Here is a 12,454-nt window from a genome sequence, read left to right as displayed (position 1 = left end):
GGTGTACGAGCCGTCCGGCAGAGCACTCCCGGGGTCTCAGGAGTACGGATAGAAGCCCGAGCCGGTCTTCCGGCCCAGGCGGCCCGCGTCCACCATGCGCTGCAGCAGCGGGGGAGCGGCGTACAGCGGCTCCTTGTACTCGGCGTACATCGAGTCGGCGATCGAGGCGATCGTGTCCAGACCGATCAGGTCCGACAGCTTCAGCGGGCCCATCGGGTGGGCGCAGCCGAACTCCATGCCGTTGTCGATGTCCTCGCGGCTCGCGATGCCCGACTCGAACATCCGGATCGCGGAGAGCAGATATGGCACGAGCAGGGCGTTCACCACGAAGCCGGAGCGGTCCTGCGCGCGGATCGCGTGCTTGCCGAGGGTCTTCTCGGCGAACAGCTGGGCCCGGCTGATCGTGCCCTCGGAGGTGGTGAGGGCGGGGATCAGCTCGACCAGCTTCTGCACCGGAGCCGGGTTGAAGAAGTGGATGCCGATGACGTGGTCGGGGCGGGAGGTCGCCACGGCCAGCTTCACCAGCGGGATGGAGGAGGTGTTGGAGGCCAGGATGGCGTCGGGCCGGGTCACCACCTGGTCGAGCACCTGGAAGATCTCGGTCTTGACCTGCTCGTTCTCGACGACGGCCTCGATGACGAGATCGCGGTCCGCGAATTCGCCCAGGTCGGTCGTGAAGCTGAGCCGCGCGAGCGTCGCGTCGCGCTCCTCCTCGCTGATCTTGCCGCGTTCGGCGGCCTTCGCGAGCGAGTTGTAGAGCCGCGTGCGGCCGATCTCCAGCGCCTCGCCGGTGGTCTCGGCGACCTTCACGTCGAGTCCGCTGCGGGCGCACACCTCGGCGATGCCCGCGCCCATCTGGCCGCAGCCGACCACTCCGATGCGCTCAATGTCGGCCATGGAGTCCGTCACCTCGTGCCTTTCGCTTCTCTGCTGGCGGCGGTGGGCCCGTGTGATTCCGGTGCGCGTCCGCCTCGACTCCACGACGTTACTCCCGACACGCGCGATGATCGATCGTTCTGGGGTGGGCATGCTGTCCGATGGGCTGTGACGTATCCGATAGCCAGGGGTGACAAATGCCGCCGATCGGTAGAAGAGGGTTCATGGCGGGTGCGGCCCTGACCGCGCTCGGTCTCCAGTCCGGGGACGGGGACGGGGACGGGGGCGGGGACGGGGGCGGGGACGTCTCCACGGCGGCGGAGGCCGTCGGCCGCCCCGCGCGGTCGCGGAGGCAGGGCGACGAATTCCGCGGCATGTGGATCGCCACCGTCACCAACCGCGACTTCCCGTCCCGCCCCGGCCTCACCGCCGCCGAGCAGCGCGCCGAGCTCGTCGGCTGGCTCGACCTCGCGGTACGGCGCCGGATGACCGCGGTCATGCTCCAGGTCCGGCCCTCGGCCGACGCCCTGTGGCCCTCGCCGTACGAGCCCTGGGCGCAGTGCCTCACCGGTGTGCAGGGCCGGGACCCCGGCTGGGACCCGCTCGGCACGGCGGTGGACGAGGCGCACGCGCGCGGCCTGGAGCTGCACGCCTGGTGCAATCCGTACCGGGTGGCCGGCCACGCCGACCCGCGGAAGCTCGCCCCGGACCACCCGGTGCGCCGGCACCCCGAGTGGGCGCTCGTCCACGACGGGCGGATGCTCTACAACCCGGGCCTGCCCGAGGTCCGGCGGCACGTGCAGGACGCCATGCTGGACGCCGTACGCCGCTACGACATCGACGCGCTGCACTGGGACGACTACTTCTATCCGTATCCGGTGGCCGGGCAGGCCGTCGACGACGACGCGGCCTTCGCGCGGTACGGGACGGGCTTCGCCGACCGGGCGGCCTGGCGGCGCGACAACACCGATCTCCTGGTCTCCGAGATGGCGGCCCGGATCAGGGCGGTCAAACCGGAGGTGGCCTTCGGCATCAGCCCGTTCGGCATCTGGCGGCACGCGTCGACCGACCCGGCCGGCTCCGCCACCCGCGGGGGCGTGCAGACCTACGACGACCTGTACGCGGACACCCGGCGCTGGATCCAGGAGCGCTGGATCGACTACGTGGTCCCGCAGCTCTACTGGAACATCGGCTTCCCGTCCGCCGACTACGCCGAGCTGGTGCGCTGGTGGGACGGGGCCGTACGCGGCACCGGCGTGCGGCTGTACCTCGGCGAGGCGCTGTACAAGGTGGGGGACCCGGCGCACCCGGAGGCCTGGCGGGACCCGCGCGAGCTGGTCCGGCACGTGCAGCTCGCCCGCTCGTACGAGAACGTCGCCGGGCATGTCTACTTCGCGGCCCGCGAGGCAGCCAAGGACCCGCTGGGCGCGCTCACCGCCGTCCTCGACGCCTCACCCTGAACCGCACTGCCTCCCCGTGGCCCCGGGGCCGGGGGCTCACTGGCCCCCGGGCTCCGGGCGGTGGCGGACGGTGGTGTCGGGGCCCGGCGACATCACGGCCTCGTGGCCGTCGTCGTCGAACTTCACGCGGAACGGGGGGTTGCCGTTCTCGCCCATGACCTGAACGACTTCGGCCGTCCGGTCGTGCTGTCCGACCGTACGGCCGTGCATGACCAGCTTGTCGCCCTTGGACGCACGCATCGGTTCCTCCTGGCGTTCGCGACTGGGCTGCCCTACTCAGAGTCTACGTCTGCCATTGTGACCTGCGTCTCAGCTCTTCGCCCGCTGGGTCACGGCGATGCAGACCAGCACGCCGACGGCGGCGATCGGGGCGGCCGGGGCCAGGTCCTCGCCGAGCACGGTCACCGACCAGAAAAGGGTGAGCAGCGGCTGGGCGAGCTGGAGCTGGCTGGCGCGCGGGATGCCGATCCGGGCCATGCCGCGGTACCAGACGTACAGGCCGAAGAAGGTCGAGCCGGCCGCCACCCAGACGAGACCCGCGACGCCGTGCGCGGTGAGACGCACCGGCTCGTACGCGAGCGCCACGGCCGCTCCGGCCGTCATCAGCGGCAGGCAGAGGACCAGCGCCCAGCCGACCACCTGCCAGCCCGGCATGAGCCCGGCGAGCCGTCCGCCCTCGGTGTATCCGGCGGCGCACACGAGCAGCGCGCCGAAGAGGTAGAGGTCGCCGGCGGACAGGGCGCCGCCGCTCTGCTGCACGGTGAAGGCGAGGACGACGACGGCTCCGGCGACGGCCGCGATCCAGAAGGTACGGGACGGGCGGCGGCCGGTACGGATCGCGGCGAACGTCGCGGTGGTCAGCGGCAGCAGCCCCACCACCACGGCGGCGTGCGAGGTGGTGGAGGTCCGCAGGGCCAGCGTGGTGAGCAGCGGGAAGCCGACGACCACACCGCCCGCGACGACCGCGAGCCCGGCCCAGTGGCGCCGGTCCGGCAGCGGCACCCGGCCGGCGAGCAGGAAGGCCCCCGCGATCAGCGCGGCGAGCACCGAGCGGACGGTGACGAGCGACCAGGGGCCGAAGCTCTCCAGGCCCCACACGGTGGACGGGAAGGTGAGCGAGAAGGCGAGCACGCCGAGCGCGGCGAGGAGGGTGCCGGTGCGGGAGTCGGGGCCGGCCGCGGCTCCGGTGCCGGAAGCGGCCGGTCGGGTGGCGGTCCCGGAGGCGGCCGGTCCGGAAGCGGTGACCGCTATCGTGCTCGATCCAGTAGCGCTATTCTGTGCTCTCATGCACGAGCGTAGCAGTGTCACCGAACTGGCGGGATCCCTGAAAGCGGAGCTGAACCGCTACTCACCCGGAGAGAAGCTGCCGTCGAGCCGCGCTCTCGTCGAGCGCTACCGCGTCTCCCCGGTGACCGTCACCCGCGCCCTCGCCCAGCTCGCCGCCGAGGGCCTCGTCGTCACCCGGCCCGGCGCCGGCGCCTACCGCGCCGAGCCGCGCCCCGCCGCCCCCGCCACCGGCGACACCTCCTGGCAGGAGCTCGCGCTCAGCGCCGACGGCGCCACCGACCTCGTGCCGCGCGCCGTCGACGCCTCCGGCGTCCTCGTCACCCTCGCCGCGCCCCCACCCGGCGTCGTCGAGTTCAACGGCGGCTACCTCCACCCCGCCCTCCAGCCCGAGCGGGCCCTCGCCGGCGCCCTCGCCCGGGCCGGCCGCCGCCCCGGCGCCTGGGGCCGCCCGCCCACCGACGGACTGCCCGAACTGCGCGCCTGGTTCGCCCGCGAGATCGGCGGCGGCGTCACCGCCGCCGAGGTCCTGGTCACCGCCGGCGGCCAGTCCGCCCTCACCACCGCGCTGCGCGCCCTCGCCGCACCCGGCACCCCCGTACTCGTCGAATCACCCACCTACCCCGGCATGCTGGCCGCCGCCCGCGCCGCCGGACTGCGCCCGGTCCCGGTGCCCACCGACGCCGACGGCATCCGCCCCGACCTCCTCGAAGCCGCCTTCGGCGCCACCGGCGCCCGCGTCCTGGTCTGCCAGCCGCTGTTCCAGAACCCCACCGGGGCCGCCCTGTCCGCCGAACGCCGCACCGCCGTCGTCCGGACCGCCCGGGCCGCCGGCGCCTTCGTGATCGAGGACGACTTCGCCCGCCGCCTGGTCCACGCCGACGCCGCGCCGCTGCCGCCCACGCTCGCCGCCGACGACCCCGACGGCGTCGTCGTCCATGTCTGCTCGCTCACCAAGGTCACCTCGGCCAGCCTCCGGGTGGGCGCCCTCGCCGCGCGCGGCCCGGTCCTCGAACGCCTCCGCGCCATCCAGGTCGTCGACAGCTTCTTCGTACCCCGGCCGCTGCAGGAGGCGGCGCTCGAACTCGTCGGCTCCCCGGCCTGGAACCGGCATCTGCGCGCCGTCTCCGAGGAGCTGAAGCACCGCCGGGACACCATGACCGGCGCGCTCGGGCTGCACCTGCCCGAACTCGCCCTGCCGCACGTCCCGTCCGGCGGCTACCACCTGTGGCTCCGGCTGCCCGACACCCTCCCCGAGACCGCCCTGCTGCCCGCCGCGCTGCGCGCCGGGGTCGCGGTCGCCCCCGGCCGCCCGTACTTCTGCGCCGAGCCGCCCGCCGGGCACATCCGGCTGAGTTTCGCGGGTGTCGCGGGCCCGACGGAGATCGTCGAGGGGGTGCGCCGGCTGCGCGCCGCCGTCGACGAGGCCGACGGGCGGGAACTGTCGGGAGCGTGAGGGCCGGACACCACCTGGGGCCGCCCGCGCCCGGGCCATGGGCAGACCACCGGCACATGCCCCGGACGCGCCCGGTGTCCTGCGCGGCCCCCGGCCCGGTCCGTCGCCGTCACCCCTGCCTGGCAGGGCGGTTTCCCGCCATCGCGGAATCCTGACAAGTGGCAGGCTCTCGGACAGCGGCGGGCGCCGGCCCCCGCGGCGGCCGGACACCCACCTCTTGACCTGCGGGCCCACCGGCCTCACGATCGCGGCCATGGGTCTTCGGGTCACGCTGGTCGCGGCGGCACGCAGCTCCTCACTGCTCGCCGAACGCTTCGACGACGACCGGCCCCTCGACGAGGCCGGCTGGTACGAGGTGCAGCTCGCCGCGCCCCGGCTGGTTCCGCTCGGTGCGGCGGAGCTGCGCTACTGCTCGCCCACCGCCCGCAGCCGGGCCACCGGCACCGCCCTCGGCTACGCCCCGCTCGCCCAGCCCGCCCTGCGCGACTGCGACATGGGCCGCTGGCGCGGACTCACCCTCGCCGAGGTCGCCGCCCTCGAACCGGCCGCCGTCGACGCCTGGCTCACCGACCCGCACACCGCCCCGCACGGCGGCGAGACCCTGCTGTCCTTCATCACACGCGTCGGCGGCTGGCTCGACACCCGCCCGGCCGCCGACGGCGAGATCGTCGCCGTCGCCGAACCCGCCGTCGTACGGGCCGCTCTCGTCTACGCCCTGAAGGCCCCGCCCCCGACGTACTGGAACGTCGACGTCCGGCCCCTGTCGACGGTCACCCTGACCGGGCGCCCCGGGGCCTGGCACCTGGAGCTGGCGGCCGCGATGTCGTAGCCGCCGCCGGGAAGGCTGTCGGGGAAGTCGTCGGGGAGGTCGTCGGGAAGGGAGCGCGGGCGCGACCGGCTAGCCTGGTGGGCACGATGAACCGTCTGACCACGTCCTGGGGCACCTTCCCGCTCACCCGATTCCCCGCCGACCCGCGCGACCCGCTGCGCGCCTGGGACGCCGCCGACGAGTATCTGCTCGGCCACCTCGCCGAGACGGGCACCGACCTGTCCGGGACCGTCGCCGTCGTCGGCGACCGGTGGGGCGCCCTGGTGACCGCGCTTGCCGCCCGTCCCGGCACCGGCGCACTGGTGCAGATCTCCGACTCGTACCTGGGGCGCACCGCCACCGCCGAGAACCTGGCCCGCTCCGGGGCCGCGCCCGACGCGGTCACCCTGCTCACCACCCAGGACCCGCCGCCCGAGCGGATCGACGTGCTGCTCGTCCGCGTCCCGAAGAGCCTCGCGCTCCTGGAGGACCAGCTGCACCGGCTCGCGCCCGCGGTGCACGAGCACACGGTGATCGTCGGCACCGGCATGGTGAAGGAGATCCACACCTCGACGCTCGCGCTGTTCGAGCGGATCCTGGGGACCACCCGGACCTCGCTTGCGGTGAAGAAGGCCCGGCTCATCCACACGACGCCGGACGTGCACGTGCCGGACGCGCACGCGGTGGGCACGGGCGAGGCGGGCGCGGATCCCGTACGGGACGCGAACCCCTGGCCGTACCGCTACGCGCTGCCCGCCGACGCCCCCGCCGGGCTCGCGGGCCGCACCGTCGTCAACCAGGCCGGCGTCTTCTGCGCCGACCGCCTCGACATCGGCACCCGCTTCTTCCTCCAGCACCTGCCGACCGGCCTCGGCGCCGCCCGCGTGGTCGACCTCGGCTGCGGCAACGGCGTCGTCGGGCTCGCCGTCGCGCTGGCCGAGCCCGAGGCCGAGCTCCTCTTCACCGACGAGTCGTACCAGGCCGTGGCCTCCGCCGAGGAGAACTTCCGCACCCACGCGGGCGAGGACCGCAAGGCGGAGTTCGCCGTGGGCGACGGGCTCGCCGAGGCCGCCCCCGGTTCGGTGGACCTGGTGCTCAACAACCCGCCGTTCCACAGCCACCAGGCCACCACCGACCGCACCGCCCGCCGGATGTTCGCCGACGCCCGCCGGGCGCTGCGGCCCGGCGGGGAGCTGTGGGTGGTGGGCAACCGGCACCTCGGCTACCACGTCGCCCTGCGCCGGATCTTCGGCAACAGCGAACTGGTCGCGAGCGACCCGAAGTTCGTGGTCCTGAGGGCCGTGAAGCGGGAGGGTCAGGCGAGGGACACCAGCTCCCGGTAGCCGTCGTTCCACAGGTCCTCTTCCGCGTCCGGCAGGAGCAGCACCCGCTCCGGGCGCAGCGCGTCGATCGCGCCCTCGTCGTGGGTCACCATGACGATCGCGCCCGGGTACGTGCCGACGGCGGCGAGCACCTCGTCGCGGGAGGCCGGGTCGAGGTTGTTCGTCGGCTCGTCGAGCAGCAGCACGTTCGCACCCGAGTGGACCAGGCCCGCGAGCGCGAGCCGGGTCTTCTCGCCGCCCGAGAGGACCCCGGCCGGCTTGTCGGCGTCGTCGCCGCGGAACAGGAACGCGCCGAGCACCCGGCGCACCTCGCCGTCGGTGAGGTGCGGGGCGGCCGCGGCCAGGTTCTCCCGGACCGTGCGGTCCGGGTCGAGGGTCTCGTGCTCCTGCGCGAAGTAGCCGATCCGCAGCCCGTGTCCGTGCACGACACGGCCCGCGTCCGGCGCCTCCCGCCCCGCGAGCAGCCGCAGCAGCGTCGTCTTGCCCGCGCCGTTCAGCCCGAGCACGACCATGCGGCTGCCCCGGTCCACGGCGAGGTCCACCCCGTCGAGCACCCGCCGCCCTTCCCCGTACCCCTTGGCGAGGGAGATCGCGCCGAGCGGCGTACGGCCGCAGGGCGCGGGCTCCGGCAGCCGGATCCGCGCCACCTGCTCGGTGCGCCGCGCGGTCTCCAGGCCGTCCAGGAGCCGGTCGGCGCGGCGCGCCATGCTGCGCGCGGTGACCGAGGTCGAGGTCCGGGCCTTCATCTTGTCCGCCTGCGCGTGCAGCGCCGCCGCCTTGCGTTCGGCGTTGGCCCGCTCGCGGGTGCGGCGCCGCTCGTCGGCGGCGCGCTGGACCAGATAGGCGGCCCAGCCGGTGTTGTGGACGTCGATCGTGGCGCGCTGCGGGTCGACGTGGAACACCCGGTTCACGGTCGCCTCGATCAGTTCGAGGTCGTGGCTGATGACCACCAGACCGCCCTGGTGGGCGGCGAGATGACCGCGCAGCCAGCCGACCGAGTCCGCGTCGAGGTGATTGGTCGGCTCGTCCAGCAGCAGAGTGCCCTCGCGGCCGTGCCCGGCGAACAGGATCCGCGCCAGCTCGACCCGCCGCTTCTGCCCACCGGACAGCGTGCCGACCGGCCGCGCCAGCACGTCCCCGGGCAGCCCCAGCCCGGCCGCGACCCGCGCCGCCTCGGCCTCCGCCGCGTACCCGCCACACGCCTCGAACGCGGCCTCGGCGCGCACGTACGCCTCCATGGCCCGCTCATCGGCCCGCTCGGCGAGCCCATCGGCCGCCGCACGCAGCCGCCGCACGGCCACGTCCATGCCCCGCGCCGACAGGATCCGGTCGGTGACGCTCACGGCGGGGTCGGCGGCGCGGGAATCCTGCGCCAGATGCGCCACCGGGCCGGTACGCAGCACGCTGCCGGCGGCCGGTGCGCGCAGCCCGGCCAGGGTGTGGAGAAGGGTCGTCTTGCCGGCGCCATTGCGGCCGACGAGCCCGACGCGGTCGCCGGGCGCGATGTGGCAGGAGACGCCGGACAGGAGAAGACGGGCGCCGACGCGCACGTCGACACCACGAACGGTGATCATGGGAAATACGCTCCGAACAAGCTCAACTGGCTCAAGGACACACGGGTGGCGTGGAAGCGGGTCCTGGGGCTAGGAGATGCGGGGCGTAGACATGTCGATGACGGTACGGGAGGGGGCGGGCGGCCGCACCTGAATATCGCGGCGGGCGCGGCGAAGCGGGCGGGCGGCGGGCCCGGCGGCCCTGGCCGGGCGCCCGCGAGGCGTCGGGCGGTTCGCCAGGGTCCGGTGCGGGGCCCCGGGTCGGTGGTGCGGGTCTTGGCGGTGCGGGGCCGGCGCGCGTGAGTCGTCGTGCGGGTTGGCGGTCCCCAGTCCGGTGGCCCGGCTTGGCGGTGCGGGCCTGGCGGCCCTGGCCGGGCGCACGCGAGGCATCGCGGGGTCCGTCAGGCGCCCGGGGCGGGGCCCCAGCCCGGTGGTGAGGGTCCGGCGCACGCGGGCCGTCGCCCGGGCTGGCAGCCCTGGCCTTGGCGGTCCGGGTCGTGGCGGTGCGGGCTCGGCTCGCGCTAGTCGTTGCACGTGTCGGTGGCCCCGGTCCGGTAGCCGCGGTCCGGAGGCCCCCGGCCTAGCGGCCTCCGCCTTGGCGGCGCGGGCCCGGCGCGTTGGTCGGCCTGGCCGGTCCCGGACCGGCGCGGCGATCGCGCCGCCGCTCAGCGGTCCGGGTAGATCAGGGTCAGGTCCCGGACTCGCTCCTCGCCGAGGGTGATGTCGAGGGCGGCGATCCGTCCCGCGCGTACGGTGAACGCCACCGCCGCCACCGCTCGGCCGCCGGTCATGGCGACCGCGCCGAGCGACCCGCCGACCAGTGCGGGCCGCACCACCTGGCCGGTCCGCCGGGCGAACGCGGCGGCGGCTCCCTCGGCGACGGCCGGCGCGCCGCGCACGGTGCCGTGCGCCGAGCGGGCCACCGCCTCCGGGTCGAGTACGGCGGCGAGCGCCCGCGGATCGCGCATTCGCAGCGCGGCCAGGAAGACCTCGACCACGTTCCGTTCCCGGGCCGGATCCCCGTCCCCGGCCCGGCGCGGCCCACCACCCCCGGCCGTGCGCCGCGCGCAGGTGTGCGCCACCAGGGTCGTCAGCCACGCCTCGACCCCGGCCCCGGCCTCCCCGATCCGCCCCCGCGCCTCGGCGAGCGCGCCGTCCACGTCCCCGTACGGCCCGAGCACCCCTCGGGCGACCTCGCGCAGCCGCTCCTCGTACGCGTCGAAGCACGCGCTCAGGAAGGTCTCCTCGTCCATCGTCCGTCCTCGCTTCAAGTGCAGGGGCACAGGGGTGACGAGGCGGGACGCCCGGTTGTGACAAGAGGCGGACCTTCCGCGCCCGCCGCGCGGCTACGGTGGCTCCCCATGACCCACGCCGAGACCGAGCCCGAGATCGAGATCACCGCGGAGCTGATCCGCGAGCTGCTGCGCGAGCAGCATCCCGACCTGGCCGACCGTCCGTTACGCCTCGGCGCACGGGGCTGGGACAACCAACTCTGGCGGCTCGGCGATGATCTGGCGGTACGGCTGCCGTGGGCGACGGAGTCGGCGGACGCGCTGCTGCGCAAGGAGCACGCCTGGCTGCCCGAACTCGCGCCGGGGCTCCCGCTGCCGGTGCCCGTGCCGCAGCGGATCGGGGAGCCCTCCGGGCGGTTCCCGCGGCCGTGGATCGTCACCACATGGGTGCCGGGGGAGCCGGCCGACCGCGTCCCCGTTACGGTCACGCGCGGTGCGGACCCGGCCCAGGCCCTGGCGGCGTTCCTGACGGCGCTTCACCGGCCCGCTCCTGCCGAGGCGCCGGCCGGGCGGGGCCGTGGCGGCCCGCTGGCCGGGATCGCCGAGCAGGTCGCCGAAGGGCTCGCCGCGGCCACTGAGCGGGGGCTGATCCCCGACCCGGACGCCGTTCGCGCGGTCTGGGAGGACGCCGTGGCCGCGCCCGCGTGGGACGGTCCGCCGATGTGGATCCACGGCGACCTGCACCCGGCCAACGTCCTCACCGCCGACGGCACCCTCTGCGGCGTCATCGACTTCGGCGACCTCTGCGCGGGCGATCCGGCCTGCGACCTCGCCGCCGCGTGGAACCTGCTGCCGGACGGCGCCGCCGACCGCTGCCACGCCGCCTACCGCCCGGCCCCGGACACCGCCACCCTCCGCCGCGCCCGCGGCTGGGCGGTGCACCGCGCCCTCGGCGGCGTCTTCGTCGGCGAGGCCGGCGACCTGGGCCGCCCCGGCGGCAAACCCACCTGGGGCCCGCCCGCCCGAGCCGCCCTGCGCCGGCTCGCGGCCGCGCCGCAGCTGGACTGAGTCCCCGGGTCGGCCCCGGTCGGCGACTCCCCGGAGTTTCGCCAGGGCAGGGGCGCCACCGGCGGAGCCGCCCGTACCGTACGGACCCGGCCCGGCCGCTGGCGCAGCCCGGCGTACGCTCCGGCTTCCAGCCGAGCTCCCGGCGCAGGCGGGACGAGTCCGCCGTCACATGGCGTACGTCCCAAGCCGGTGCTCGCCGGTGGTGACAGGCAGCGGTCCGCTGTACGCGCGAGCGAGGTCCCAGGCCATCTCCCCGACGAACCCTGCCGGCCCGGGGAGGCCCGCCTCCTCGGCTCTGGCGGCAGTGCGGAGCCTCGATACCTTCGGCCCTGCCGGGCCTGGAGAGCCCTGCCCCCCTCGGCTCTGGCGGCAGTTGTAGCCCCGACGCCCTCGGCCCCGCCAGGCCTGGGGAGGCCCCGACGCCCTGGCCCGGCCGGGCCAGGGGACACCCCACCCCCTCCGCCCCCCCCGCAGGATCGGAGGCCTCCCGAGCGCCACCCGCCCCAGGCCGTCCGCCTCCGATCCACGACACGCACACGCGCCTAGGATCGCCGTCATGCCGCTGCGCCCCGCCCAGGTGACCATCAAGGCCCTCGACGCCCCGGCCGTCGGCCGGTTCTGGGCGGAGGCGCTCGGCTGGGCCGCGTACGACACCTACGACACGTACGACACGGGGGCGGCGACCTGCATCGGGTCGGCCGGGGGCGGGCTCGGGATCGGCGTTGTCCCCGTCCCGGACGGCAAGACGGCCACGAAGAACCGCACGCACCTCGATCTCGCCACCACCTCCCCGGCCCATCAGGCCGAGCTGGTCACCCGTTTGAGGGATCTCGGTGCGACGCCCGTCGACCTGGGGCAGGGCGAGGTGCCCTGGGTGGTGCTCGCCGATCCCGAGGGGAACGAGTTCTGTGTCCTGGAGGCCCGCGAGGTGTACCGGGACACCGGGCCGATCGCCGCGATCGTGGTCGATTGCGCGGATCCGCGGGCCATGGCCCGGTTCTGGGGCGTGGCGATCGACTGGACGCCGTACGAGGTGAGCGGCGACCTCGCGCGGTTCCGCTCCCCGGCCGGCACCGGCCCGTACCTGGAGTTCCTGCGCGTGCCGGGCGCGCACGCCGTACCGCCCGTACCCGACCGGGTCCGCCTCGACCTGCTGCCGTACCCCGGCGACGACACAGCGGCCGAGGTGGCCCGCCTGTGTGACCTCGGCGCCACCGGCCTCGGCCGGACGCACCTCGCCGACCCGGAGGGCCACGCGTTCCGCGTCCTCGCCCCGCGCTAAAGCGCAGAAGACACCCGCCCGCCCCTCCCACCACCTCATTGCATAAAACTGCGGACGCACGTATAGTCATGCCATCCATGAGGAGGGTTTCG

11 protein-coding genes are annotated in these 12,454 nt (G+C 75.1%); 6 read left to right on the top strand and 5 right to left on the bottom strand.

Translation table 11 applies throughout. The annotated features are described in order from the left end of the window. Window positions 1-36 precede the first annotated feature (36 nt). Window positions 37-897 carry a 3-hydroxybutyryl-CoA dehydrogenase gene (locus JAO84_RS06330; RefSeq protein WP_265865470.1) on the bottom strand — a complete coding sequence of 287 codons (861 nt, stop codon included), beginning with the start codon at window positions 895-897 and terminating at the stop codon, window positions 37-39. Window positions 898-1,100: 203 nt separating this feature from the next. Here JAO84_RS06330 and JAO84_RS06325 point away from each other — a divergent pair, with 203 nt between their 5' ends. After that, window positions 1,101-2,336, top strand: coding sequence for a glycoside hydrolase family 10 protein (locus tag JAO84_RS06325; RefSeq protein ID WP_370411188.1), 1,236 nt, complete (start codon window positions 1,101-1,103; stop codon window positions 2,334-2,336). A 36-nt stretch (window positions 2,337-2,372) separates the two neighbouring features. On the opposite strand, the gene JAO84_RS06320 is transcribed toward JAO84_RS06325, so the two are convergent. Continuing rightward, window positions 2,373-2,576 (bottom strand): DUF1918 domain-containing protein, encoded by a 204-nt coding sequence (locus JAO84_RS06320; RefSeq protein ID WP_370411186.1) that lies wholly within the window; start codon window positions 2,574-2,576, stop codon window positions 2,373-2,375. Between the two features lie 69 nt (window positions 2,577-2,645). Next, the gene (locus tag JAO84_RS06315; protein ID WP_370411184.1) at window positions 2,646-3,623 is read right to left on the bottom strand and encodes a DMT family transporter; all 978 of its coding nucleotides are present in this window, start codon (window positions 3,621-3,623) and stop codon (window positions 2,646-2,648) included. On the opposite strand from JAO84_RS06315, the gene JAO84_RS06310 reads away from it, so the two are divergent. The 3 genes from JAO84_RS06310 (at window position 3,622) to JAO84_RS06300 (ending at window position 7,227) form a co-directional block, all read left to right on the top strand. Further along, window positions 3,622-5,076 carry a PLP-dependent aminotransferase family protein gene (locus JAO84_RS06310; RefSeq protein ID WP_370411182.1) on the top strand — a complete coding sequence of 485 codons (1,455 nt, stop codon included), beginning with the start codon at window positions 3,622-3,624 and terminating at the stop codon, window positions 5,074-5,076. The genes JAO84_RS06315 and JAO84_RS06310 overlap by 2 nt on opposite strands. A 253-nt stretch (window positions 5,077-5,329) precedes the next feature. Further along, complete coding sequence (locus JAO84_RS06305; RefSeq protein ID WP_370411180.1) at window positions 5,330-5,905, top strand: histidine phosphatase family protein; 576 nt, start codon at window positions 5,330-5,332, stop codon at window positions 5,903-5,905. Between the two features lie 86 nt (window positions 5,906-5,991). Beyond that, window positions 5,992-7,227 (top strand): methyltransferase, encoded by a 1,236-nt coding sequence (locus JAO84_RS06300; protein WP_370411178.1) that lies wholly within the window; start codon window positions 5,992-5,994, stop codon window positions 7,225-7,227. On the opposite strand, the gene JAO84_RS06295 is transcribed toward JAO84_RS06300, so the two are convergent. Both JAO84_RS06295 and JAO84_RS06290 read right to left on the bottom strand, forming a co-directional pair. Continuing rightward, the gene (locus tag JAO84_RS06295; RefSeq protein WP_370411176.1) at window positions 7,200-8,801 is read right to left on the bottom strand and encodes an ABC-F family ATP-binding cassette domain-containing protein; all 1,602 of its coding nucleotides are present in this window, start codon (window positions 8,799-8,801) and stop codon (window positions 7,200-7,202) included. The genes JAO84_RS06300 and JAO84_RS06295 overlap by 28 nt on opposite strands. Before the next feature lie 644 nt (window positions 8,802-9,445). Next, window positions 9,446-10,033: a hypothetical protein gene (locus tag JAO84_RS06290; protein WP_370411174.1), complete on the bottom strand. Its 588-nt coding sequence runs from the start codon at window positions 10,031-10,033 to the stop codon at window positions 9,446-9,448. Between the two features lie 108 nt (window positions 10,034-10,141). Here JAO84_RS06290 and JAO84_RS06285 point away from each other — a divergent pair, with 108 nt between their 5' ends. Further along, window positions 10,142-11,080 carry an aminoglycoside phosphotransferase family protein gene (locus JAO84_RS06285; RefSeq protein WP_370411172.1) on the top strand — a complete coding sequence of 313 codons (939 nt, stop codon included), beginning with the start codon at window positions 10,142-10,144 and terminating at the stop codon, window positions 11,078-11,080. Between the two features lie 556 nt (window positions 11,081-11,636). After that, window positions 11,637-12,362 carry a VOC family protein gene (locus JAO84_RS06280; protein ID WP_370411170.1) on the top strand — a complete coding sequence of 242 codons (726 nt, stop codon included), beginning with the start codon at window positions 11,637-11,639 and terminating at the stop codon, window positions 12,360-12,362. Window positions 12,363-12,454: the final 92 nt, after the last annotated feature.

It is taken from the genome of Streptomyces fradiae, from assembly GCF_041270065.1.
Taxonomy (GTDB): Bacteria; Actinomycetota; Actinomycetes; order Streptomycetales; family Streptomycetaceae; genus Streptomyces.
Note: the sequence above shows the minus strand (reverse complement) of the source record. Positions and strands in the feature narration are given on the sequence as shown.

What these genes read in the sequence shown, in the direction of transcription:
- JAO84_RS06330 (WP_265865470.1), bottom strand. Translation starts at nt 897, where the DNA reads ATGGCCGACATTGAGCGCATCGGAGTGGTCGGCTGCGGCCAGATGGGC.
- JAO84_RS06315 (WP_370411184.1), bottom strand. Translation starts at nt 3,623, where the DNA reads ATGAGAGCACAGAATAGCGCTACTGGATCGAGCACGATAGCGGTCACC.
- JAO84_RS06280 (WP_370411170.1), top strand. Translation starts at nt 11,637, where the DNA reads ATGCCGCTGCGCCCCGCCCAGGTGACCATCAAGGCCCTCGACGCCCCG.
- JAO84_RS06290 (WP_370411174.1), bottom strand. Translation starts at nt 10,033, where the DNA reads ATGGACGAGGAGACCTTCCTGAGCGCGTGCTTCGACGCGTACGAGGAG.
- JAO84_RS06295 (WP_370411176.1), bottom strand. Translation starts at nt 8,801, where the DNA reads ATGATCACCGTTCGTGGTGTCGACGTGCGCGTCGGCGCCCGTCTTCTC.
- JAO84_RS06320 (WP_370411186.1), bottom strand. Translation starts at nt 2,576, where the DNA reads ATGCGTGCGTCCAAGGGCGACAAGCTGGTCATGCACGGCCGTACGGTC.
- JAO84_RS06305 (WP_370411180.1), top strand. Translation starts at nt 5,330, where the DNA reads ATGGGTCTTCGGGTCACGCTGGTCGCGGCGGCACGCAGCTCCTCACTG.
- JAO84_RS06310 (WP_370411182.1), top strand. Translation starts at nt 3,622, where the DNA reads ATGCACGAGCGTAGCAGTGTCACCGAACTGGCGGGATCCCTGAAAGCG.
- JAO84_RS06325 (WP_370411188.1), top strand. Translation starts at nt 1,101, where the DNA reads ATGGCGGGTGCGGCCCTGACCGCGCTCGGTCTCCAGTCCGGGGACGGG.
- JAO84_RS06300 (WP_370411178.1), top strand. Translation starts at nt 5,992, where the DNA reads ATGAACCGTCTGACCACGTCCTGGGGCACCTTCCCGCTCACCCGATTC.
- JAO84_RS06285 (WP_370411172.1), top strand. Translation starts at nt 10,142, where the DNA reads ATGACCCACGCCGAGACCGAGCCCGAGATCGAGATCACCGCGGAGCTG.